This window comes from Kribbella steppae, assembly GCF_004342025.1.
GTDB lineage: Bacteria > Actinomycetota > Actinomycetes > Propionibacteriales > Kribbellaceae > Kribbella > Kribbella steppae.
Genome location: NZ_SLWN01000006.1, coordinates 537908 through 561529, shown reverse-complemented (window position 1 = coordinate 561529; position 23622 = coordinate 537908). Strand labels below are relative to the sequence as shown.

21 protein-coding genes are annotated in these 23622 nt (G+C 67.9%); 14 read left to right on the top strand and 7 right to left on the bottom strand.

Translation table 11 applies throughout. The annotated features are described in order from the left end of the window. Positions 1-40: 40 nt before the first annotated feature. The gene (locus EV652_RS20365) at positions 41-694 is read left to right on the top strand and encodes a thymidine kinase (protein WP_132210740.1); all 654 of its coding nucleotides are present in this window, start codon (positions 41-43) and stop codon (positions 692-694) included. Next, positions 691-1509 carry a sulfurtransferase gene (locus EV652_RS20360; RefSeq protein ID WP_132210739.1) on the top strand — a complete coding sequence of 273 codons (819 nt, stop codon included), beginning with the start codon at positions 691-693 and terminating at the stop codon, positions 1507-1509. Before EV652_RS20365 ends, EV652_RS20360 begins: the two co-directional genes overlap by 4 nt. On the opposite strand, the gene EV652_RS20355 is transcribed toward EV652_RS20360, so the two are convergent. Next, positions 1506-2489, bottom strand: coding sequence for a zinc-binding dehydrogenase (locus EV652_RS20355; RefSeq protein ID WP_132210738.1), 984 nt, complete (start codon positions 2487-2489; stop codon positions 1506-1508). The genes EV652_RS20360 and EV652_RS20355 overlap by 4 nt on opposite strands. A gap of 165 nt (positions 2490-2654) precedes the next feature. Here EV652_RS20355 and EV652_RS20350 point away from each other — a divergent pair, with 165 nt between their 5' ends. After that, positions 2655-3305, top strand: a complete 651-nt coding sequence (locus EV652_RS20350; protein WP_242001878.1) for a helix-turn-helix transcriptional regulator — start codon at positions 2655-2657, stop codon at positions 3303-3305. 66 nt (positions 3306-3371) lie between these two features. After that, the gene (locus EV652_RS20345; protein WP_132210737.1) at positions 3372-4427 is read left to right on the top strand and encodes a glycoside hydrolase family 183 protein; all 1056 of its coding nucleotides are present in this window, start codon (positions 3372-3374) and stop codon (positions 4425-4427) included. A 12-nt stretch (positions 4428-4439) separates the two neighbouring features. Here EV652_RS20345 and EV652_RS20340 read toward each other — a convergent pair whose 3' ends face one another. Further along, entirely contained in the window at positions 4440-4919 is a 480-nt protein-coding gene (locus tag EV652_RS20340; protein WP_132210736.1) for a GNAT family N-acetyltransferase, read from the bottom strand. Positions 4920-4959: 40 nt separating this feature from the next. After that, the gene (locus tag EV652_RS20335) at positions 4960-6873 is read right to left on the bottom strand and encodes a YncE family protein (protein WP_132210735.1); all 1914 of its coding nucleotides are present in this window, start codon (positions 6871-6873) and stop codon (positions 4960-4962) included. A gap of 109 nt (positions 6874-6982) precedes the next feature. On the opposite strand from EV652_RS20335, the gene EV652_RS20330 reads away from it, so the two are divergent. The 8 genes from EV652_RS20330 to EV652_RS20295 all read left to right on the top strand — a co-directional run bounded on the left by EV652_RS20330 (position 6983) and on the right by EV652_RS20295 (position 15081). Continuing rightward, positions 6983-7765: an alpha/beta fold hydrolase gene (locus tag EV652_RS20330; protein WP_132210734.1), complete on the top strand. Its 783-nt coding sequence runs from the start codon at positions 6983-6985 to the stop codon at positions 7763-7765. A 131-nt stretch (positions 7766-7896) separates the two neighbouring features. Then, on the top strand, positions 7897-9276 hold the full coding sequence (locus tag EV652_RS20325; protein ID WP_132210733.1) for an ABC transporter substrate-binding protein: 1380 nt from the start codon (positions 7897-7899) through the stop codon (positions 9274-9276). A 4-nt stretch (positions 9277-9280) separates the two neighbouring features. Then, positions 9281-10195 (top strand): carbohydrate ABC transporter permease, encoded by a 915-nt coding sequence (locus EV652_RS20320; RefSeq protein WP_132210732.1) that lies wholly within the window; start codon positions 9281-9283, stop codon positions 10193-10195. Next, entirely contained in the window at positions 10192-11073 is an 882-nt protein-coding gene (locus EV652_RS20315; RefSeq protein ID WP_132210731.1) for a carbohydrate ABC transporter permease, read from the top strand. The genes EV652_RS20320 and EV652_RS20315 overlap by 4 nt, the downstream gene beginning before the upstream one ends. Then, positions 11070-11945 carry an NAD-dependent epimerase/dehydratase family protein gene (locus EV652_RS20310; protein WP_242001877.1) on the top strand — a complete coding sequence of 292 codons (876 nt, stop codon included), beginning with the start codon at positions 11070-11072 and terminating at the stop codon, positions 11943-11945. Before EV652_RS20315 ends, EV652_RS20310 begins: the two co-directional genes overlap by 4 nt. After that, complete coding sequence (locus EV652_RS20305) at positions 11946-13199, top strand: enolase C-terminal domain-like protein (RefSeq protein WP_132210730.1); 1254 nt, start codon at positions 11946-11948, stop codon at positions 13197-13199. It begins immediately after the preceding gene. 74 nt (positions 13200-13273) lie between these two features. Then, complete coding sequence (locus EV652_RS20300; RefSeq protein ID WP_132210729.1) at positions 13274-14527, top strand: ROK family transcriptional regulator; 1254 nt, start codon at positions 13274-13276, stop codon at positions 14525-14527. Then, positions 14524-15081 carry a GNAT family N-acetyltransferase gene (locus EV652_RS20295; protein WP_132210728.1) on the top strand — a complete coding sequence of 186 codons (558 nt, stop codon included), beginning with the start codon at positions 14524-14526 and terminating at the stop codon, positions 15079-15081. Before EV652_RS20300 ends, EV652_RS20295 begins: the two co-directional genes overlap by 4 nt. On the opposite strand, the gene EV652_RS20290 is transcribed toward EV652_RS20295, so the two are convergent. The 3 genes from EV652_RS20290 to EV652_RS20280 form a co-directional block, all read right to left on the bottom strand. Beyond that, the gene (locus EV652_RS20290) at positions 15078-16169 is read right to left on the bottom strand and encodes a Gfo/Idh/MocA family protein (protein ID WP_132210727.1); all 1092 of its coding nucleotides are present in this window, start codon (positions 16167-16169) and stop codon (positions 15078-15080) included. The two genes, EV652_RS20295 and EV652_RS20290, sit on opposite strands and share 4 nt — an antisense overlap. 7 nt (positions 16170-16176) lie before the next feature. Then, complete coding sequence (locus EV652_RS20285; RefSeq protein WP_132210726.1) at positions 16177-19992, bottom strand: discoidin domain-containing protein; 3816 nt, start codon at positions 19990-19992, stop codon at positions 16177-16179. A 175-nt stretch (positions 19993-20167) separates the two neighbouring features. Next, positions 20168-21040 (bottom strand): LysR family transcriptional regulator, encoded by an 873-nt coding sequence (locus tag EV652_RS20280; RefSeq protein ID WP_132210725.1) that lies wholly within the window; start codon positions 21038-21040, stop codon positions 20168-20170. A 114-nt stretch (positions 21041-21154) separates the two neighbouring features. On the opposite strand from EV652_RS20280, the gene EV652_RS20275 reads away from it, so the two are divergent. Both EV652_RS20275 and rarD read left to right on the top strand, forming a co-directional pair. Further along, positions 21155-21802, top strand: a complete 648-nt coding sequence (locus EV652_RS20275; protein WP_132210724.1) for a dihydrofolate reductase family protein — start codon at positions 21155-21157, stop codon at positions 21800-21802. A gap of 1 nt (position 21803) precedes the next feature. Continuing rightward, positions 21804-22775 carry an EamA family transporter RarD gene (gene rarD / locus EV652_RS20270; protein WP_132210723.1) on the top strand — a complete coding sequence of 324 codons (972 nt, stop codon included), beginning with the start codon at positions 21804-21806 and terminating at the stop codon, positions 22773-22775. 1 nt (position 22776) lies between these two features. On the opposite strand, the gene EV652_RS20265 is transcribed toward rarD, so the two are convergent. Further along, positions 22777-23601 carry an NAD(P)H-binding protein gene (locus EV652_RS20265; RefSeq protein WP_132210722.1) on the bottom strand — a complete coding sequence of 275 codons (825 nt, stop codon included), beginning with the start codon at positions 23599-23601 and terminating at the stop codon, positions 22777-22779. Positions 23602-23622: the final 21 nt, after the last annotated feature.

Sequence of the window (23622 nt, the reverse complement as noted above, 5' to 3'; positions counted from 1 at the left end):
AGGTGCGGTGTGATCCGCTGACTTGGCAGGATGATCGCCCGTGGCTGAGCTGCTCTACTTCACCGGGACCATGGACTGCGGCAAGTCCACCCTCGCCCTGCAGATGGATCACAACCACAAGGCCCGTGGCCGGCTCGGCCGGATCTTCACCAGCCACGACCGGGCCGGCGAGTCGGTGCTGTCGTCGCGGCTCGGGCTGGCGGCCACGGCGATCGAGGTACGGCCGGAGTTCGACTTCTGGGACTTCGTCGTCGGCGAACTGACCCAGGGCGGCCGGATCGACTACGTGGTCTGTGACGAGGCCCAGTTCTACAGCGCGCTGCAGGTCGAGCAGCTGGCCCGGCTGGTCGACGAGCTGCAGATCGACGTGTTCTGCTTCGGCATCCTGACCGACTTCCGCGCCACCCTGTTCCCGGGTTCGGCACGGCTGGTAGAGCTCGCCGACCGGATGGAACTGCTCCAGGTCGAAGCGTTGTGCTGGTGCGGTGAACGGGCCACGCACAACGCCCGTACGATCGGTGGGGAGATGGTGACGGAGGGCGAGCAGTTGGTGGTCGGTGACATCGTGTCGCACGACCACGAGGTCGCGTACGAGGTGCTGTGCCGCCGGCACCACCGGCGCCGCCTAACCCAGGCCCGCGCCCGCGCCACCCTGTCACCAGAAGTCCTGCCGTTCGGAGGAGCCGCGTCATGAGCGCATTGATCACTGTTGACGAACTGCAGGCCGCTGCCGAGCGTCCGGTGCTGATCGACGTCACCTGGAATCTGGCCGGCCCGCCCGGCCGGGAGGCGTACGACGCCGGCCACCTCCCGGGCGCACACTTCGTCGACCTGGAAACTGAGCTCGCCGGACCGCCCGGTCCCGGCCGTCATCCATTGCCGGCAGCAACTACCGTGACCGCGGCACTGCGTCGGGCCGGGGTCGACCCGAGTACGCCGGTGGTCGTCTACGACGCGGCCAACTCGACGGCGGCCGCGCGGGCGTGGTGGATCTTCCGGTACTTCGGCGTCGGCGACGTACGCGTGCTCGACGGCGGACTCGCCGCCTGGCAGGCGGCCGGGGGAGAGGTGACCACCGACGTTCCGGCCGACGGGGACGGCTCCTTCACCGCGACGGCAGGCCACATCCCACTGCTGGACGCCGACGGTGCGGCCGACGTCGCCGCGGCCGGGGTGCTGTTGGACGCCCGGGCGCCGGAGCGGTTCGCCGGCGAGGTCGAGCCGATGGACCCGGTCGCCGGGCACATCCCCGGCGCCGTCAACGCACCCACCACCGCCAACGTGGACGAGACCGGTCGCTTCCTGCCGGCCGACGAGCTCCGCGAACGCTTCGAGAAGCTCGGCGTGGACGGCACGACCCAGGTAGGCGTCTACTGCGGCTCCGGCGTCACGGCCGCCCATGAGGTCCTGGCCCTGGAAGTCACCGGCATCCCTGCCACCCTGTACGTCGGCTCGTGGTCGGAGTGGATCACCGACCCCACCCGCCCAGTAGCCACCGGCAAGGCCTAGGGCAGTACGACGACCTTTCCGGTGGCCTGGTTGGTTTCCATGTAGTGGTGGGCCTTGACGATGTCGTCCAGGGGGAAGACACGGTCGATGTTGGGTCGGTAGGTACCGGCCTCTACCTCGTGGACAATTCGCTGCAGCACGGGGGTGCCCGCAGTGCCCTTGAGGGAGTCGCTGTGGAAGGCCGTGAGCTTGGTACCGGGCGGGATCATCGCGATGGCCTCGAAGTTCGGGATGGTCCATCCGCTGAGCGAGCCTGCCACGCAGACTGTCCCGCCACGACGGACCAGGTGCAGCGAATCCACCGTCGTCCTCGCGCCGACGAGTTCCAGGACATAGTCGGGACCCTCGGGCCAGATCGAGTGCATGCTTCGCGCCAGTGGATCGCCGGTGTCCAGGAGTACGTGGTCGACGCCGGCCGCGGTCAACGCGGCGATCTTGTCGTGCCGCCGGGTCGTGGCCGCGGTCTCGAGGCCGTAGCCGGAGGCAATCGACGCGGCCGCCATCCCCACCGACGAGGTTCCTCCACGGATCAGCAATCGCGCCGGGCCGCCCGGCACGACGCCCAACGCGTCCAGCGAGCCGTGTGCGGTCAAGTAGGTCTCGGGTAGTGCGGCCAAGACGTCCCAGGACAGCGTGGTGCTGATCGGCATCAGCAGCGAGTTCGGCAACAGGGCGTACTCCGCATAACCGCCGTCGAACTCCCGGCCCATCTCACCCATCACCGCGGCAACGGTCGTCCCTTCGGGCAACCTGGGATCGGTCGAGGCGGCCACGACTCCGACACATTCGATCCCGAGCACCCGCGGGAAACTCACGGCCGGCGAATGGCCCTGACGGGTCCTGAGCTCCGACCGGTTCAAGCCCGCGGCCTTCACCTCCACCAGGCTCCAGCCCGCCCGAACCGCCGGCACCGGCACCTCACTGATCTCGAGTACCTCCGGGCCACCCGGCCTGCGACAAACCGCCGCTCGCATCATCATGCCTGCAGTGTTGCCAGCAGCCGCCGTGACCGGCCACCGGTAAAATGCCAACTTATGCCCGTTGGCCGCCAAGTTCCCCAGTCGCAGCTGTGGCCGTCCGCAGGGATGCATCTCTGGCCGTCGGGCGGAACAAGCTCAGTGCACTCCCATCCACGGGGACACCTGGTGTACGCAGCCCGCGGCGTCCTGTCGGTTCACACCGAACGCGGGACCTCGATCGTCCCGGCCAATCGAGTCACCTGGATCCCAGGCGGGTTCACGCACTACCACCGGGCGCACGGCAGCACGGATATGCGGATCCTGTTCCTGCCGGAATCCCTGGCCCGGCTCGTACCAGGCAAGCCGGCCGTGTTCATGGTCTCCGACCTCGCCCGCGACATCCTGCTCATCCTCACCGGCCCACCCGACCGTGACCAGGCCGCCCGCGCGCGCCTGCGTCGCGTCCTCGTTGACGAACTCCACGAGGCACACGAGCCGCCTCTGCAGCTGCCAGAACCACGCGACGATCGATTGCGAGCCGTCGCGCAGTTGCTGTACGAGAAGCCCGGCGACAACACCTCATTGGCCGAACTCGGGCAGACGATCGGAGCCAGTGGCCGCACTCTCAGCCGGCTGTTCCACGATGAACTCGGCATGACTTTCTACCAGTGGCGCACCCAGCTACGCATCTACCACGCGCTGGTGCTTCTCGCCGACGGGCACGACACCACCCACGTCGCCCACGCCTGCGGCTGGTCGAACCCCAGCAGCTTCATCGCAGCCTTCTCCAACCTCGTCGGTACTACGCCGGGTCGCTACCGGACAGCGAGGTCTTGACTTCGGAGGGTGAGTGCGGGATCGTCCTGAGAAATCGATTTCCAATCCGCCCCTGGGAGTCAACTGATGAAGCGATCCACGTTCCTTCGTGCTGTTCTCGGTGCCGGTGTGGTGGCCGCCGTACCCGGTCTGCCGGCCGTCGCCAGGAGCCAGGCCGTCCTGACGAACAAGGTGGCCGATCTGACCGGGCCGGGGTTGACGGACCGGTTCCGGATGGCGGCCACGGACCTGGGCGTTCCCGCGCGGACGCCGGACGGGCGGATGCTGTTCGTGTTCGGCGACACCTTCGAGCAGCCGGTGGTCGGCGGCGGCTGGTGGCGATCGCCGGTCGCGCTGTGGTCGACCACGACCGACCTGAACAGCGGGGTGCAGTGGTCCGGGGCGGTTGGGGGAGCGGCCGCGCAGCAGTTGTGGGAGTACGAGCACGACAACCCGGTGTTCTCGACCGTGCTGCCGTCGGACGTGATCACCATCGGCGGGTCGATGTACCTGCACGTGATGGTGAACAAGGGTCTCGGCAACGTGGTCTGGACAGAGATCTGGCGCAGCGACAACTCGGGCGCGAGCTGGTACCACACCGGCGCGAAGTTCGACCCGAACATCGACGGTGGACTGTTCCAGTGCCTGACCTGGGGTGAGGGCAACGACGGGTATGTGTACGTCTACTCGACCGGGTTCCAGCGCAACAAGCCGATCATCCTCAAGCGCGTCCGCAGCGACCAGATCGCCAACCCGGCGGCGTACGAACCCTGGGGCTATCGCGACGGTGTCTGGGCCTGGGGCAATCCGGCGACGCCCATCCTGAACGGCAGCTTCGGCGAGCTTTGCCTGCGGCCGCTCGGCGGCAAGTGGGTGCTCACCTGGTTCAACGCCGGTGACTACCGGATCGACGGCATCATCATGGACACCCCGACCTCGAACCTCTACACGGCGTACCGGCAGACGCTGATCTACGGCGGCGCGTGGGGCTCCGAGGACGGCAACCACGTCGCCCAGCTGTACGGCGGCTACATCATCCCCGGCTCCACGCTCAGCGACCTGCACCTGGCCGTCAGCCAATGGAAGACCGACGCCGGCTGGCCCTACCGCGTCATGCAATTCCGCGTCCAGGGCTTCGGGTAAAGCGCGCCGTGGCTAAAGCTCGAGGACCATCGTTTCCGAGGTCTCGACGGTGCCCACCGTCTCGAACCCGAGTGAGCGGTAGAGCTTCGCAGCGTTGTTCGCCGGATCGACGCTGAGGCTCAGCCGGGTGTACGGCGTACTGCTGCGCGCGACCGCGATGAGCTCGGTCATCACCGCGCGGGCGATGCCTTGGCGGCGGAACGCGGGGGAGACGCCGAGCGACAACTCCGGGACATCGTCGGCGATGTAGCCGTAGCCGGGTCGATCGGCGGTGAGAAGGCGGGCCCAGGCGGCTCCCGCCGGCGTGCCGTCGACCTCGGCGATCACTCCGAAGTCGGTCGAGCGTGGCCAGCCGGCCACGTACCGCCAGGCCTTGTCCTCAGCGCGCAGCTTGTCGAGGGTGAACCAGGACGTCCCGTCCCAGTTGTATGCCTCCAGCAACATCTCGGTCAGGAACGTGAAGTCGTCGGCGGTCGCGGGTCGGAGCTGCATGGCGTCATCCTCTCCGACCGGCGACCGCGCCTCCACTCGATTAGAGCTGGATGCGGACCAGGTTGCGGGCCTTCACCGCGAACAGGGCGGCACCACGCGGATCCACCCCGAGCTTCGGCTCTCCGCCGAACCACTCGCCGGCCAGATCGCTGACGAGCGCCGTCACCGTGAAGCTCTCCAGGTCGATCGCGTAGACCGAGTTCCCGTCGGTCGAGTAGGCGATCCCGTCGACGACATGCATATCCGAGCCCTTCGTGCCCGCCCTGACCGTCCGCGTCACGCGTCGGCGACCCGCGTCGTACTGGAAGACCCAGCCGCTGCTGGTGATGCCGTACAGGCTGCCGCAGAAGAAGGCGAGGCCAGGGATCACGACCGCGCCGGCAACGGGCTCGATCTGCCAGAGGAGCTTGCGCCGCCGCAGATCGAACGCGGCCAGCCGAGCGGTCGTCGTGGCCGGCGGCAGGCCGAGGCCCTCCTGGATGTTGGTGCCGAGGTAGGCCACACCGGCATGACACACGACGGCGTACGGGCTCTGTCGCGGCACGACACCTCGGTACGTCGTCCATTCGCCGGTGCGCGGCGAGTGCAGGGTCAGTGCGCCGTTGAGCTGGCCGGGCTCGGGTTGCGTCGACATGGCGATGAGCTCGGTCGCGTGGTCGTAGGCGAGGTCGCGTGGCCGGTCCTGCTGGTTGCCGGTCTTGCCGAGCAGCTTCGCCGACTCCTCGCCCGGTCGGTGCGCGTACAGCAGACCCTGAGTGTAGACGCCGAGGTAGGTCGTGTCCTTGACCGTCAACGCCGTCTTCGGCTCGCCTGGGATGCCGAGGCGGGACCTGGTGCCGGCGGCCAGATCGTGGATGTCCGCGCCACCCTTGCCGCCGACGTACACACGCTTGCCGTCGGAGTGCACCGACATCGGCTGCTCGGGAGCCGCCTTGAATCCGCGCTGGACCAGGTTGACGAAGTCCAGCGTGTGCGTGGCTGGATCGAAGACGAACACGGCTCCGTCCTGGACGCCGTACACCTTGCCGTCATGGGAGAGCAGCCGATGGGTGGCCGCCTCCGGCTGGGGCACGCCGAGCGGCTCCACGTCACCACCCGCGATCGGGGTCCGGTAGAGCATGCCGCTCGGCCGACCCGCGAAGTAGAGATGGTCCTCGTGCAGAAGGACCGAGGTGATGTACTTCTCGCCCGCTGCCGCGATCACCCGATGCTCGGCCGGCGTGGCCTTGGACAGCAGCAGCGCCTCGCCGTTGGAGGAGATGCCCGCGGCCAGATGAGTGTCCGAGATGTGCATGCTGGCGACGAAGTCCCGGGCAGCCAACTCGGCCGGCAGGATCTCGGTCTTCGCGCCGGTCGCCCGGTCGATCGCGATCAGGTGCGCGCGCGGCCCGATCCCGACGTACACCGTGGTCTCGTCGGCCGCGACGCTGCGCGCGTAGGCCTCGCCCGGCACGATCTCGCCGAGGTCGCGGCTGGTTCCGGTAGCCGGGTCGTACTCGACCACGCGGCCCGGGTCGGAGATGGCGAGGTAGACCTTGCCGTCCGGGGAGGAGGCGATGTTCCAGATGTACGGCCACGGGTAGCTGCCGACCTTCGTCACCTGACTGGTGACCGTGTCCAGCCGGTAGAGGTCCGACTGGCCGTGGGCGGCGATGTAGATGTCGGTCCCGACCGCGCACATCGCCCAGATCCCGATCCCGGTCGGAATGTCGAAGTGCGCGGTCACTTCGTCCTGGGCGAGGTCGTACGACCCCACCACATTCGGGGCCAGTCCGCGTGTCCCGGCGTAGAGCACGGACCCGGCGAAGTCGGCGTTCCCGAGCGGCGTGGTGACGCTGGCCGGACCGAGATCGGTGACGGTCCCACGTGGTGCCGTCGGTGCGGCGTGGGCGGCGGCGGGCGGTAGCAAGGTGGCGGCAGCGGCGAGCTGCAGCACTCTTCGGCGCGGGATCACACGTACCCCTTGCGGTCAGGACCGTAATTGCATCCCAACAGGCTAGAGCATCAATCGGTTTCGGTCATGGCCCAAATTCACAGTTGTTCCGCGGGCGGATGATGAGGGCATGGGCGAGTACATCGATGCCGGGGGAGTGCGGACGTACTACGAGGTCGTGGGCGACGGGGATGCCATCGTCCTGATCCACGGTGGCGCGACGACGGGTGAGAGCTGGGCGGCGCAGGTGCCGGCGCTGGCCGAGCACTATCAGGTGATCGTCCCCGACCGGCGCGGGCACGGGCGGAGTCCGGACGTCGAGGGGCCGGCGACGATGGACGGCTTCGCCGCGGACCTGGTCGCGTTCATGACGGCGCTGGGACTCGGGTCGGCACACATCGTCGGCTGGAGCGACGGCGGCAAGGTCGCGGTCCGGGCGGCGTTGAGCCGTCCGGACCTGGTCCGGAAGCTGGTGATGATCGGCACCGAACTCACCAGGGCCGGGGGAACGCCTGCCAACGACCGCCTGATGACGACACCCGAGGGCCTCGATCAGCTCTCGACGATCGCCCTTGCGGACTATGAGCGGTTGTCTCCGGATGGTCCTGAGCACTTCGGTGTGGTCTTCGCCAAGTGGACCCAGATGTGGACGTCGATCCCGGACATCGAACCCAGCGACCTGAAGCACTTGCCGATGCCGGTCCTGCTCATGCAAGGCGACGACGACTGTGTGCGCATCGAGCACAATGCCGCGGTCGCGAGGGCGATCCCGGACGCGCAACTGGCCATCGTCCCGGGCGCCTCGCACGCGGTACCGCTGGAGAAGCCCGACCTGGTGAACCGCCTCCTCCTCGAGTTCCTCGCCGACGCCCAGTCGCCCAAGTACATGCCGCTGGGCGACCTGAACAGCTGATCGGAAGTACTGCCGAAATCGGTCCGGCTCTACCCATTGAGAAAGTAACACGCTTGGTTTAACTTACTCGGGACTTAGTCGATGTGTAGCTCAGAGCACGTCGGCGGCATCCGGAAACCTGAGGAGTTCCGATGACGAGAGTGAGCAGGTGGGGCGCCGGACTGGGGCTGGCAGGGCTGGTGCTCGCGGTCGCCGGTTGTGCGGACGGTACGACGCCGGCCGCCGATGCCGGCGGGGCGATCGACGAGAACGCGCCGGTCACGATCACGATCGGGGACCGCCCGACCCCGGACAAGCCGAACGACATCGCCGCGTTCGAGCGCAATATCAAGAAGTTCACCGACGCCCACCCGAACATCACGGTGAAGTCCACCGAGACGAAGTGGGACGCGCAGACCTTCCAGGCGCAGGTGGCCGGCGGATCGCTGCCGACGGTGATGAACATCAGCTTCACCGAGCCGGCCAACATGATCCCGAACAAGCAGCTGCCGGACATCACCGACGAGCTGAAGCTGGTCGACCTGACCAAGGACCTCAACCCGGACGTGCTCAAGATCGTCCAGGACGACAACGGCCGCATCTACGGCGTACCGATCGATGTGTTCTCCGTCGGGCTGGCCTACAACCGGGCGCTGTTCAAGCAGGCCGGACTGGACCCGGACAAGCCGCCGACGACCTGGGACGAGGTCCGCCAGTACGCCAAGCAGATCACCGAGAAGACCGGCAAGGCCGGCTACGCGCAGCTGACCAAGGACAACACCGGCGGCTGGATGCTCACCACCATGACGTACAGCATGGGCGGCTCGGTGGAGAGCGAGGACGGCAAGAAGGCCACCTTCAACGACGCGCCGACCAAGAAGGCGCTGCAGTTGCTGAAAGACATGCGCTGGACCGACAACGCGATGGGCAGCAACTTCCTCTACAACCAGGAGGAGATCCGGCAGGACTTCGCGGCCGGCAAGATCGGCATGGTCCTGCAGGCGCCGGACGCCTACGACATGTGCGTGAAGAACTTCGGCATGAAACCGGCCGACTACGGTCACGCCGCGCTGCCGCAGGACGGCGGCCCGCACGGCACGCTGACCGGTGGCTCGCTGAAGATGATCAATCCGAAGGCGAGCAAGAACGAGATCGTCGCGGCGCTGAAGTGGATCAAGTCGCAGGAGTTCGACAAGTACACCACCGAGAGCCTCGCGGTGCAGAACGCCAAGGACACGATCGCCGACAAGGGCTTCGTCGGCAGGCCAGGCATCACGCCGCTGAGCCAGGCGACCTACGACCAGTACAACAAGTGGCGTGAGCCCTACGTCAACGTCCCGGTGAAGCAGTTCCAGGGCTACATCGACTCGACCAAGTCGCTGAAGCTGCTGCCCGAGCCGCCGAACAAGGGGCAGGAGGTCTACGCCTTGCTCGACCCGGTCGTCCAGCAGGTGCTGACCAAGAAGGACGCGGATATCGACAAGCTACTGGCCGACGCCGCATCGAAGATCGACGCCCGCCTGGCCCGGTAGCCGAATGTCCCTCCTCCGTACGCCGAAGTCCGGCCGGAGCGTTGCCACCTGGTACCGCTCCGGCGGACTCAGCGCCATCATCTTCGCCCTGCCCCTGGTGCTGACCTTCCTGTACTTCTCCTGGGGCCCGATCGTCCGCGGCCTGGTGCTCAGCTTCCAGAAGAACAACCTGGTCACCACCCCGGAGTGGGTCGGGATGGCGAACTTCAGCTATGTGCTGACCGATCCGCAGCTCCCGCAGGCGGCGGTCAACACGCTGTACTTCGCCCTCCTCGCCCTGATCTTCGGCTTCCCGGTCCCGCTGTTCCTGGCCGTGTTCATCAGCGAACTGCGCAGTACCGGCTGGCTCTACAACGTGATCTCCTACCTGCCGGCCGTGGTTCCGCCGGTGGCGGCGATCCTGCTGTGGAAGTTCTTCTACGACCCCAGCGGTTCCGGCGTGTTCAACGCCATCCTCGGCTGGTTCGGCATCGGGCCGTTCGCCTGGCTGAACTCGCCGGACCTGGCGATGCCGGCCATCGTGCTGGAGGCGACCTGGGCCGGCGCCGGCGCCACGGCGATCATCTACCTGGCCGCGCTGACCGGCGTACGGACCGAACTGTACGAAGCGGCCGAACTGGACGGAGCCGGGATCTGGAAGCGCGTCTGGCACGTCACGCTGCCGCAGATCCGCGGAATCATCCTGATCATGATGCTGCTGCAGCTGATCGGGACGTTCCAGGTGTTCACCGAGCCGTTCCTGTTCACCGGCGGCGGTCCGGACAACGCGACCACCACGATCCTGCTGCTGATCTACCGGTACGCGTTCATCAACGGCGACTTCGGTGCCGCGACCGCGCTCAGCGTCCTGCTGGCCGGGGTCCTGTGCGTGCTGTCCGTCGTCTACCACTTCCTCACCCGGCGCTGGAGCATCACATGAGCGACGAGCGCGGCATCATCTCCGTGGCCGACCGGAAGCGGTCGCTAATCCGGTACGGCCTGCCCGCGATCCAGGTGCTGCTGTTCATCGGCGTCGTCATCGCCGGTATCGGACCGCTGCTCTGGCTGCTGAAGTCGGGCCTGTCCACCAGCCAGGACATCCTGCGCGGCCCGATGCAGCTGTGGCCGTCCGGGATCCAGTGGCACAACATCCCCGAGGCCTGGACCCGGGTGCAGATCGGCTCGTACCTCGGCAACACCGCGATCATCGCGATCGGCTCGTTGCTGTCGACCTTGTTCGTGTGTACGACGGGCGCCTTCGTGCTGAGCGTGTTGCGGCCGAAGTGGGGACCGATCGTGACCGGCGCCGTACTGGCGACGCTGTTCCTGCCGGGTGTCATCTCGCTGGTCCCGCTGTACCTGACCATCCTCAAGATGCCGGTGCTCGGGGTGAACCTGCAGAACACCTTCTGGGCGGTCTGGCTGCCGCAGGCGGCCGGCGCGTTCAACATCCTGGTGATGAAGCGGTACTTCGACTCGATCCCGCGGGAGCTGATCGAGGCGGCCAGGATCGACGGCGCGAGCAATCTGCGACTGTTCACCTCCCTGGTGCTGCCGCTGTCGAAGCCGATCGTCGGGGTGGTCGCCCTGCTGACCGTGATCGGTTCCTGGAAGGATTACCTCTGGCCGTTGCTGGTGCTGCCGGATCCTCGGCTGCAGCCGATCTCGGTGGCGCTGCCGCGGGTGGCCGAGACCACGGAGATCTCACTGCAGATGAGTGCCCTGTTCCTGGCGGTACTGATACCTGTGGTCTTGTTCTTGGTGTTCCAGAAGCAGTTCCTGAAAGGTGTGGGGATGTCGGGAGGAATCAAAGAGTGACAGCACTCAACGGCCGGCGGGTGCTGGTCACGGGGGCGGCGGGGCGGATCGGGCTGGTCACGGTTCAGCACCTGACCGAGCTCGGGGCGCTGGTGACCACGCTGTCGAACGTCGAGCACCCGGATCTCAAGGCCGACCGGGTCCTGATCGGCGACACCCGGTCCGAGGCCGACGTCGCCGAGGCGCTCACCGACGTCGAGTACGTGGTCCATCTGGCCGCCCTGGCTCACCCTTCGGCCGGTACGCCGTACGACGTCTACACCATCAACGTGGTGTCGACGTTCAACGTACTGGCCCAGGCCGGTGCGCTCGGCATCGACCGGGCGGTGATCGCCAGCAGCATCAATGCGACCGGCATCCCGTTCAACCCGCACGAGATCCTGCCTGCCTACTTCCCGCTGGACGAGAAGATCCCGGCCGATGTCGGCGACGCCTATTCGCTGTCCAAGCAGAACGACGAGAACGCTGCCCGGATGGCCTGGCGGACGTGGGGGATCGACGTGGTCGCGTTCCGATTCCCCCACGTCAACGCGGTCGACGTACTGCAGAAGCAGGCCGACGGGGCCCGTCGTGATCCGCGTGGCGGACTGCGGGAGGCCTGGAGCTACCTGGATTCGCGGGACGCGGCGTACGCGATCGAGCTGGGGCTGACGGCATCGTTGTCCGGAGCCCACACCTTCTTCGTGGCCGCCGACACCACGAATGCGCCGTACGAGACCGAAGCTCTGCTGGACGCCTTCGCGCCGGACGTGCCGCGGCTGCGGCGGTTCATCGGACGCGAGGTGCCGATCGACCTGACCGCGGCCCGGACCGTGCTCGGCTTCCAGGCCCGGCACGAGCTCGACCTGCCGACTCTTCCCTTGGAGATCTGAATGCCCTCGAACTTCGACCAGCCCTGGCCGGTGCGGGACGACGTACGGATCCGGGAGGTGAAGGCGATCGTCACCGCGCCGCAGGGCATCCCGCTGGTCGTGGTGAAGATCGAGACCACCGAGCCGGGGCTGTACGGCCTCGGCTGCGCGACCTTCACCCAGCGGTGGAAGGCGGTGCAGACGTTCGTCGACGAGCACCTGGCCCGGCTGCTGGTCGGACGCTACCCGGGTGACATCGGCGACCTGACGCGGCTGGCCGGTTTCTCCGGGTACTGGCGCGGCGGGCCGGTGACGAACAACGCGATCTCGGGTATCGACCAGGCGCTGTGGGACATCGCCGGCAAGCGCGCCGGTATGCCGGTGTACGAGCTGCTCGGCGGCAAGGTCCGCGCCGCCGCCGACACCTACATCCACGCCAGCGGCCGCACGATCGAGGAGACGCTCGAGCAGGCGCACAAGTTCGTCGCACAGGGCTGGCGGCACATCCGGCTGCAGATGTCGACGCCAGGCGGCGGTGGGTACGGCGCCCCGCAGCTGGCGACTCTCTATCCAGATTCGCCGTACCACAACGGCTGGTCGGCGCGGGACTACCTGCGGACGACTCCGGACCTGTTCGCCGAGGCCCGCCAGGCACTGCCGGACAACATCGAGCTGCTGCACGACGTGCACTCGCGGCTCACGCCGAAGGAGGCCGTGCTGCTGGCCCGGTCGCTCGAGCCGTACGGGCTGTTCTTCCTCGAGGATGTGCTTCCGCCCGAGCACTGGGACCGGCTCCCCGAGGTCCGGGCTGCCTCACCAGTGCCGCTGGCGGTCGGTGAGCTGACCACGTCGATGGGCGACGCGGTCCGCCTGATCCGCGACCTCGGCGTCGACTTCATCCGGTCGCACGTGTCCGACATCGGCGGCCTGACCCCGGCCCGCAAGCTCGCCGACCTGGCCGAGCTGTGCGGCGTGCGTACGGCGTGGCACGGCCCGGGCGACACGTCACCGATCGGCGCCGCCGCGAACGTCGCGCTCGACGTCAGTTCCGTTGCCTTCGGCATCCAGGAGGGCCACCTCTACAACGAGGCGACGCACGAGGTGTTCCCCGGCACGCTGCGGATCGAGGACGGCTGGCTGAGGCCGAACGAGGCGCCCGGCTGGGGGATCGACGTCGATCTCGAGGCGGCCGCACGTTATCCCGCGCAACTGTCCGGACACGACGAGTGGGCAGCCGGCGTACGACGCATCGACGGAGCCCTGGAAGCGCCGTGACAACGATGGTCGCGCAGTACGATCTCGGCTAGTCACGGACGGCAACAGGTCAAGGAACGGGGAGGTGGACTGAGGTGCCGGAGAACGAAGAGTTACGGCGGGCCGGCGCGAACCAGTACGACCTCGGCTCCTTCAACGAGGCCGTGATCATCGAGACGATCCGGCTGGCCGGCACCATCAGCCGGACCGAGATCGCCCGCCGGACCGGCCTCACCCAGCAGTCGGTGTCGCGGATCCTGCGCATCCTGCTCCAGCAAGGCCTGCTGGTCGAGGAGGCGCAGGAGCGGGCCGAGCGACTGGGCAAACCGCGGACACCGGTGCGGATGCGGCCGAACGCGGCCCACGCGGTCGGCATCCACATCGACCCCGAGCTGCTCACGGTCGCGGTCGTGGACCTCGACGGCACGATCGTGCGCCGGGAGACCGTCGATCTGGCCGACGATCTGAGCGCTGACAAGCTCGTCGACCTGACCGCCGCGACCGTGACCGCGGCGCTCAGCATCAGCCAGGTCGGGCTCGATTCCATGCTCGGTGTCGGCGTCGCCGTACCCGGGCCGATCAACGCCGATGGCACCCTGCTCGCGCTCCCGCTGCAGCCCGCCTGGCGCGGCCTGAAGATCCGGCAGCTGCTCCAGGAGAAGCTCAACCACCCGGTCCTGGTCGAGAAGGACGGTACGGCGGCCGCCCTCGGTGAGTGGTGGATCGGCCGCTCCGCCCGGGCCCGCGACTTCGCCTACCTCTACCTCGGCACCGGTGTCGGCAGCGGCCTGATCCTGAACGGCTCGATCTACCGCGGCGGTACGGCGAACGCCGGGGAGTTCGGCCAGATCGCGGCGCTGCGGATGGGGGAGTGGGACACCGACGACGGGCCGCGGATGCTGCCCGAATGCAACCCGACCGCCTCGCTGCCGGTGATCGCGGCGGAGTACGGGTACGTCGAGACAGACCCGAGCGCGACCGACGAGGCCAAGCGGTACAAGGCGGTCTGCAAAGCGGCGGCCGACGGTGACGAGGCGGCCGTCAAGGCGGTCACCCAGGTCGCCCGGGTGATCGGTCAGGGCGCGGTCGGCCTGGTCGACCTGCTCGATATCGACCTCGTCGTCCTCGGCGGGCCGGCGTTCGGCAAGGAGATCTCGGAGATCTTCCTGACCGAGATCGGCCGGGCGGTGAACGCGCATCCGGTCGCCCGGGAGACGCGCCCGGTCGCGGTGGAGGAGTCGATGCTCCAGACCGACGCGGCGGCCGTCGGAGCCGCATCGACGATCTTCCACGACGCGTTCACGCCACGGGTCAGTGGATCGAGTCAGGCGCGTAGGCTGCCCAAGTGATTTCTTCCCACCCGCTGACCCCGGACGTTCAGCTCCGCATCGCCACCCTTGACGACGCCGCCGGTCTGGCCGACGCCTACATCCGCAGCTGGGACCACCTCAAGCCGTGGGAGCCGGATCGCCCCGAGACATGGTTCACGCCGGCCGGTCAGCGCGAAAAGCTGACCGGGTCGTTGGAGAGGTACAAGGACGGTCGGACCGTCCCTTGGGTGCTGACCGAGGGCGACCGGATCGTCGGCGCGATCACGCTGAACGACGTCGTCCCCGGTCCGTTCCGCAGCGCGAGCCTGGGCTACTGGCTCGCGATTGACGCGGTGGGTCGCGGTCTGGCGACGCGCGCGGTCGAGACGGTCGCCGAGATCGCCGACGCCGAACTCAAGCTGCACCGGATCGAAGCCAGCACGCTGACGAACAACGTCGCATCGCAACGGGTTCTTCAGCGCACCGGCTTCGCCCAGATCGGCCACGCCCCGACGTACCTGCACATCGCCGGAGCCTGGCAGGACTGCAACCTCTACCAGCGCATCCTCAACGACAGGGCGCCCGGAGCCTAGTCCGGCGGCAGCCGGACACCACGAGAGACGTCGACATCGTCGTAGCGGCCTTCCAGTACGTCGATGAACTTCACCGGGCGCTGGAGAGTCGAGGCGATGTAGACGGCGCGGACCGTGGCGAGTGCGTCGATCGCGTCCTGGACCGTGATGCCCGGCTGCCCGCCGTTCGCGATCGCGCCGAGGATGTCGTCGTACTGCGCCGTGTGGCGGCCGGGCTCACCCGGTTCGACGTCGACGTCATCGGTCGAGCCGTCGGCGTTGAACCGGCGGAGCCGATCGTTCTCCACCTCGGCGCCGCCTTCGGTCCCGTGCACCGACACCCGCGTCCGGCCACCAGGGAACGCCGCGGTCGTCGCATGCAGGGTGGCGACGGCCCCGGACTCGAAGGTCAGCGTGGCGACGACAGTGTCCTCGACCTCGATCGCGTGGTGTGCCGCACGGAGAGCCTGCGCCTGGATGTTCACCGGGCGGCCCATGAACCACAGCAGCAGATCAACGGTGTGCACGCCCTGGTTCATCAGCGCGCCACCGCCGTCTTGCGCCCAGGTGCCACGCCAGCCGGCCGAGGCGTAGTACTCGTCGCTGCGCCACCAGGCAACCGTCGCGACGGCGGACGTCATCTGACCGAACCGGCCGGCCTGGATCGCCTCGTGGACGACCGCGCTGCCGGCGTCGAACCGGTGCTGGCTGATCACGGACGACACCAAACCGTGGCTCGCCGCCCGGGCCGCGGCCGCGCCGAGGCGCCGCGCCCGGGTCAGTTCGACATCGAGCGGCTTCTCGATGACGACGTGCTTCTTCTCGTTGAGTGCCTCCTCGGCCAGCGCGGCGTGGGTGCCGCTGGGCGTGCAGATCGCGACGAGCGAGATGTCCGACCCGCTCAGCGCCGCGGTCAGGTCGTCGTACACCGTGGGCTCCGGCTGCCCGGCCTCCTTCAGCCGGGCGGCCAGCGCCTCACGGGCGGCGGCGTCACTGTCGACGAGTGCGGTCACGGTCGCGTCGGGCCGCTCCGCGATGGTGTCGGCGTGGGTGCGGCCGATGATGCCGCAGCCCACGATCGCGACCTGGTGCTGTGTCGGGTCAGCCATCTCGCTCCTACTTGGCAGTGAAGTTCGCGGTCAGGACCTGGTCCGTTGCGACGGTGAAGGTGTACGACGCCTCGGTCGAAACCACCGCACCATCGACGGTCCAGCTCTGGAAAACGCTATCCGATGTTGGCGTCGCCGTCACGGTCACCTGCGCGCCGACCTCGTATGTCCCCGGTTCGGACTCGTTGCCGGCGATCGTCGCAGTGCCCGGGCCGCTGGTGGCGACCTGGATGCTGCGCTGGACGACGTTGATCACCATCACGTTGCGCAGCGTGACCGGACCGGTGCTGGTGGCGCCGTTGTAGCGGGCGAGGTTGGTCGCCTCGACGTCACCGCCGACGACCTTCACGGTGTAGCCGTCGGCGCCGAGGTTGTCGGTGCCGAGGTTGAAGGCGTCCACCTGGCCGCTGTTCACCACCAGTCCGTCGTGGAAGCCATACGCGAACACGTTGAGCAACGTCAGCCCGGTGGCGCCGTCGACGGTGACGATCTTGGCGGTTTTGCGCATGTACTTGTCGATGACGAGTTCGAAGATGTTGCCCTCGTTCATCCAGTACGGCTGCTGGTAGCCGACCCGGGTGACTGCGTTCCCGTTCGACAGCACCCCCTCGATCCGGCCGTTGCGGCCCGGGCCGAGCTTGATCGCGTGGTCGAAGAACGCGCCGGCGAGCTTGCGGACGACGATGTCGTCGCCCTGCAGATCGAGTCCGTTCCAGGTGTTGGGGAAGCCGGCGTTGATGACGTAGTTGCCGCCGGCATGACCGCGGACAGCGAACGGGTAGGGCACGACACCTTCCGGCTTACCCGGGTTGTTGTCCGGGTAGAAGACGCGCAGTCCGCGCAGGCCCGCACGCGCTTGGAGGGTGAGCAGCGCTGTGGCGGTGTCTTTCTCGAAGGCGTGTAAGACCGTGCCGCCGCTCGCGCCGGACTGATCCCGGTTCGGTACGGCGGACGCCCCGCGCAACTCCACCTTCGCCGGCACCGTCAGATGCGTCGCGATCCGGTACCACCCGGCCGGCAGGTAGACGATCCCGCCGCCGTCCCGTCCCGCCTTGTCCAGCACCTTCTGTACGGCGGTCGTCGCGTCCGCGGCCGGTAGATACCCGAGTCCGTGCGGCGCGTTGGCGACGTACAAGGTCTGCTTCGGTGTGGGAAGCGGCTTCTGCTGGTACGTCGGCGCTGTACCGGACATTCGGTGGACGATCCCGTCGACCGCGCCGGTGAGTGTGGTGCCATTGACCTTCACGTACCCGCGGGAGTTGTTCTGGATCGCGTGGTCGCTGCCCTCGATCCGTCCGGCGGCCAGTGTCATTCCCCAGCGGTCGTCGATCACGTCCACGAGGATGCCGATATCGGTACGTCGTACGTCGGGCTGCAGGAAGCTGCCGGTGAACTGGGCGCGCTGACCGGCGACGACGTGGATGCCGACGCGGTAGTCGGTCAGCGTGATCCGGTGGAACTGGTCCCACTCGAGGTCGCCGAGGACGAGGCCGGTGCCGTGTGCCCGGGTCCAGGCGTCCAAAGCCTGGCGGGCCGGTGGGTTGTAGGCGGCCGGCGCGTCCGCCCAGTAGGAGTTGCTGAAAGCAACGTTCTCCCAGGTGCCGACATCGGCACCGTTGTAGGCGCGGGCGCCTTCGAAGAGCGCGGTGCCGCGGATGTTGCGGATTGTCGACGATTCGTGCACCTGGCCGGAGCTGGGTGCGTTGCCGCGATCGTTGGGCATCGTGCTGATGCCGATCCCGCGATAGGAGTTGAGCATGGTGACGTCGGCGACGGTGGCCATCATGTAGTTCTCGTTGCCGATCCAGGCGCCGCCGGGGATCTCGAAGGTGTAGTTGTACGGGACCGGGTCGGTGGCGTTCTGGTTCGGGTAGTAGGTGGTGACACCGAGGACGCCGGCGCTGCCGCCGATCCGGAACAGGCTCGGGCCGTCGTCGCCGGTCGTCAGGTTTGCGATGACGACGGTGCCGTAGTTGGGCGCCTGGCCGTGATCGCCGCGCAGGGTGCAGAAGGCGTGCACCTCGATCGTGTCGGACACCGTGTACCGCCCGGCCGGCAGCCAGATCGTGCCGCCGCCCGCGTCCTGGCAGGCGTAGATCGCCTGCTGGATCGCCTTGGTCGAGTCACGCCGGCCACTGCGATCGGCGCCGTACTCGGTGGCGTCGAAGTCCGCGATCACGCCGTCCTCGGTGGGGTGGACCGTCTTGACCAGCCGGGGCTTCGGGGCGACGACGGGGGACTCGCGGAGCTGGAGCTCTTTGACGATGAAGGATTCGGCGCCGGTCATCGCGACCCGGACGTACCGCGCGCTGGTCGTCGCGAAGCGAGTCTTGCTGAACTGGTTGGCGCCGGGCGATCCCGTGCGACCAACGGTGGTGAAGTTGGTCCCGTCGTTCGAGACCTGGACGGTGTAGTCGGGGGAGTAGGCCTGCGACCATTCGACGCGTACGTCGTTGACCGGTCGCCGCTCGCCGAGGTCGAGCTGCAGCCACGAGTCGCCTGGGCCGCTGGTCCAGGCAGTGCTGTGGTCGCCGTCGTTCACGTTGGTCGCGCCGGTGCCGCTGCTGGCGGTCGCCGTACCTTCCGGTGCGAAGTTCGTGTCTATGGGTGTGAACGCATCCAGCTTTCCCTGCAGGGTCTGCAGCGCTTCCTTCACCTGTACGTCGGTGACGCCTGGGGTGGCCGCGATCGCACGGGCGTCGTCGATCGCCGTACGAAGGATGGCTCGGCTGCCGGCCGGGTACTGGCCGTCGCGGGTGCCTTCGCGGGCAGCCTTCTCGGTCCGGGCCGCCTCTTCGATCAGGTCGACCAGGCCTTCGGTGACGTCGAGAGTGCTGGCGACCTTGGCGACGCGGACCGCGGCGACCTTGAGATCGACCGAACCGTCACCGTTGTGGATGCGGAAGTCGGCGCCGTTCGAGCGGTTCGTCATCACGGCGTCGGGGAGCGCGAAGGTGTGCGTCTTCCAGGTCTTGGTGTCGCCGTAGCTGACCAGTTCGGAGTTCTTGAACCGCTCCGGGATCGTCTCGCCGGGGGAGTCGTAGTGCAGGCCGAACTGACCGTTGCCCTCGTCGAAGTAGTCGACACTGATCAGAGTCAGACCGGTGCGATTGTCATACAAGTACGTGTCGCTGACATTCATGTAGAAGAAGTTCGTGCCGGGTGCCGGCGCGGTGCGGTCGGTCTGCCAGTACGGGCGGCCGTCCTGCACGCCGGTGATCAGGTTCTCCGGCCGGTCGCCCGCGCGTGGGCTGATGCCGTCCTGGATCGGCGACGCGCCCAGTTGGGTCGAGGCGCCCGCCGTACTGATCCGCAGACTCGCGACGGTGATGTCGGCGCTGCCGAAGAGTCTGAGGTCGGCGTCGCCGAGGCGGTTGGTGAAGCCGATGTCGGTGAGCGCGAAGGTGCCGGTCTGCCATCCGCCGGTGTTGCCGAGGCGGACATCTTCCGCGTCCGCCTGTGGATCGGTGGCGGCGTCGTACTGGAGTTCGAGGGTGCCGGTGCCGATGTCGAGATAGGTCACCGTCACCAGGACGTCGTCGGTGCCGATCTCGTCGACGTAGTCGCGGTCGACGTCGAACTCCAGGTAGCTGGTGTTCGCTGCCTGGTTGGTCCGCCAGTAGCTGCGGCCCTGCTCGGTGCCGGTCTGCAGCCCGGCTGGGTCGTCGCCGGCGGCGGGTTGCACGCCGAGTGTGGTCGGGGTGGGTCCGAGGTCGGCGCCGACGCCGCTCGGGTACATGGTGGCGGCCTGAGCCGGCGGCGTGGCGAGCACACCGGCCAGCAGTAGGGCAGGGAGAACCCCCGCGAGCAGGCGTCTGGTCATGCTGAAACCTCCAGGTGGCGGGCCGGAGTACACGCTGAGGCAGCTGCTGCGCGGATAAGTTAAACCAAGCGTGTTACTAATTCAAGAGCCTGTGCGTTCGCTGTCGAAACGGGTAGACCTCAGCGGTGGGCATGGCCAGGAAGAAGCACTGAATGCCTGCTCGAAGCGGCGGGAGTCAGCGCGGTTCTTGGATGGAGTTCCGGATGGCTTCGATCAGGGCGATGGTGGCGGGCGGGTCGGGCGGTGCGCCGTAGGTGACTGCGTAGATCCGGCGGTGGTAGCCGGTGATCTCGGTGGCGTGGACGTCGGGGCGGCGGTGGGCTTGGAGCGCCAGGCCGGGCAGGGTCGTGACGCCCACGCCGGCGGCGACGAGGGACTGCACGACGACCATGTCGTCGCTGAGTGATCCGATCCGCGGAGTGAAGCCTTCTTGCCGGCAGACGGCGGTCAGCTCGTCCTGACACCGCTCACAACCGCCGATCCACGCGGAGTGGCGATGGTTCGCGATGCTGTCGTCGGGTCGCCGGCTGATGAGGTAGATCTGGTCGTCGCCGACGTGGTCGAGGCGGAATCCCTCCTCCTCGGCCGCGGCGTCGGCGTACCGGAAGACGAGCGCGACGTCGATCTCGCCGTGGCGCAGCATCTGGAGCGCCTCGACCGGATGACGGTCGATCAGGATCAGCTCGAGTCCTGGGTGCGCCGCGGTCAAGATGGGGGCTGCCTTCGCCACGATCGTGCTGAGTACCGACGCATTGGCGGCCAAGCGCACCCGGCCGGACTGCAGGCCGACCTGGGCCGCCAGCTCGTTGGTCGCCGCGTCGACGCGTCCGATGATCTCAGCGGCCCGATTGGCCAGCAGTTGGCCTTCCGGCGTCAACCGGATCCCGCGACTGACGCGCTGAACGAGCTTGACGCCGGTGGCCGCTTCGAGGCGGGACAGGTGATGACTCACCGACGGTTGCGAGTAGTGCAGCTCTCGTGCCGCCTCGGTCACGGACTCGTGTCGCGCCACTGCGGCCAGAACCTTGAGGTGAACCAGATTGAGCATAGATCAAAGATATCAATACGTTGCCCAAGGAATTGGCATTAGACGTCATCTAGCGACTGACTCATGCTGGATCAAACGCGCGGCCGCCGCGGCCGCCCACTGAGGAGGCAGACGATGAGCAAGCTCAGGTGTCACATCTCGATCTCGCTGGACGGGTTCGTCGCCGGCCCGAACCAAAGCGTGGAGAACCCGCTCGGCGAGGGTGGCGAGCGGCTCCACGACTGGGTGGTTCCGCTGGCCACTTGGCGCGAGGGCCACGGCAAGTCCGGCGGCGAGGTGAACGAGAGCGCGCGGATCGTCGAGGAGGTGCGGGAGAACATCGGCGCCGCGGTGATGGGCCGGGGCATGTTCGGCCCGATCGGCGGTGGTGACTGGGGCGACGAGCAGTGGACCGGATGGTGGGGCGACAACCCGCCGTACCACTACCCCGTCTTCGTCGTCACGCACCACCCGCGTGAGTCCGTGGAGATGGAGGGCGGGACCACCTACCACTTCGTCACCGACGGAATCGAGTCGGCCCTCGAACAGGCGAAGATTGCCGCCGGCGGCAAGGACGTCATGCTGTGGGGCGGCGGCAACATCACTCAGCAGTACCTGGCAGCGGGACTGCTGGACGAGCTCGAGCTTCACGTCGTTCCCCTGTTGCTTGGCGACGGTGCTCGCATCTTCGGCGACCTCGGGGACAACAAGGTGCGGCTCGAGCAGATCCGGGCCGTCGAGGCACCCGGCGTTACGCATCTGAAGTACCGCGTGGTGACCTGACATGTCCGCACCCGCCGCAACAACCGAGCCGCAGGTCCAGAGTCCCGACGACGGTCGCGCGTCACTGAATCGAGGCCTGCTGTTCGGTGCCTCGACCTACGGGATCTGGGGGCTGCTGCCGCTGTACTGGCGGCTGCTCGATGGCGCCGGCGCGGTCGAGGTACTCGCCCACCGGTTCGTCTGGACGCTCGGGTTCATCGCGTTGCTGCTGCTGTTCCGTCCGCGGTCCGACTGCTGGCGCGCACTGAGGGAGCGGCCCGCCAAGCTGTGGATCCTCGGCGGGGCCGCGGTGGTCATCGCGTTCAACTGGTACCTCTACATCTGGGGCGTCAACCACGAGCGGGTGGTGGAGACGTCGCTCGGGTACTTCATGAGCCCGCTGATCACGGTCGTGATCGGGGTGGTGCTGTTCCGCGAACGGCTGCGGCGGCCACAATGGCTCGCGCTCGGCCTGGCCGTGGTGGCGGTGGCGTGGCTGACGTTCGACTACGGCCGAGTGCCGTGGGTGGCGGTCGGGCTGGCGCTCAGCTTCGCGACGTACGGCTTGCTGAAGAAGAAGGCGGCGACCGGGGCGTTGGAAGGCCTCGCCGTCGAGGCGACGTTCATCCTGCCGGCCGTGCTCGGCTATCTGGTGTGGCTGGAGATCGCAGGCCGGGCGACATTCGGGCACGACGGTTGGTCGACGACCATGCTCCTCATCGCCGCCGGCCCGGCCACGGCGGTTCCGCTCCTGTTCTTCGCCGGGGCGGTACGGCGGATTCCGCTGACGTACCTCGGCTTGTTGCAGTACCTGACGCCGACGGTGCAGTTCGTCCTCGGTGTGTTCGTGTTCGGCGAGCAGATGCCGCCCGAGCGCCTCGCCGGGTTCGCGCTCATCTGGGCCGCGCTGGCGATCTTCACCGGCGAGAACCTTCGCCACCTGCGCAAGCTCCGCCGCGAGACCCTCAGCGCTCAGCCATCCGGGACACGGTGAGCTACTTGAAGGCAGCGACGTTCCGGGCGGCCCAGTCCGCGAAGGTCCGGGCTGGGCGGCCGAGGACGCGCTCGACATCCGGATTGACGGCTTGCTCGTCGGCGGACGGCGTACCGAGGACAGCGAGGGTGGCGTCCACGACCGGCTCGGGCATGTAGCCCACCATCCGGCCGCGAGCCTCATCGCGACTCGACTCGACAAAACGTACTTGCTCGCCGATGGCCTGTGCGATCGCAGCAGCCTGTTGCCGCGGTGAGATCGGCTCCGGTCCGGTCAGCGTGTAGATGTTGCCGCCATGGCCGGGCTCGCGCAGCACCGCGGCCGCGACATCGGCGATGTCGGCCGGATCGACAGCCGGCAGTGCGACGTCACCGAACGGCGCCTCGAGCACCCGGCGAGAACGGACCGACTCGGCCCACTGGAAGGCGTTCGAGTTGAAGTTGCCCGGTCGCAGCATGGTCCATTCCAGGCCCGACTCCGTGACGACATCCTCCAGCGCCGAGGGGTGGCGTTGAGTGCCCACCCCCTGGGAGGACAGCAACACGACCCGCTGCACGCCGGCCGCCCGTACGACGTTCACAACATCAGCGAGATTGCCGTTCGCCAGGAAGTCTGGCGAGGTCAGCAGGAACACCGCCTCGGCTTCCTCGAGCGCCGGCTTCAGGCTCTCCGGTTCGGACATATCGGCCTGCTGGGACCGCACGCCGGCGGGGAGATCCCGCTGAGGAGTCCGTCGCGACACCGCCGTCACCTGCTCGCCGGCTGCTGCGAGCGCCTCCACCAGCGGCCGTCCGACGTTCCCCGTCGCACCAGTCACCACGATCATGGTCGCTCCTGTGTCTCAGTT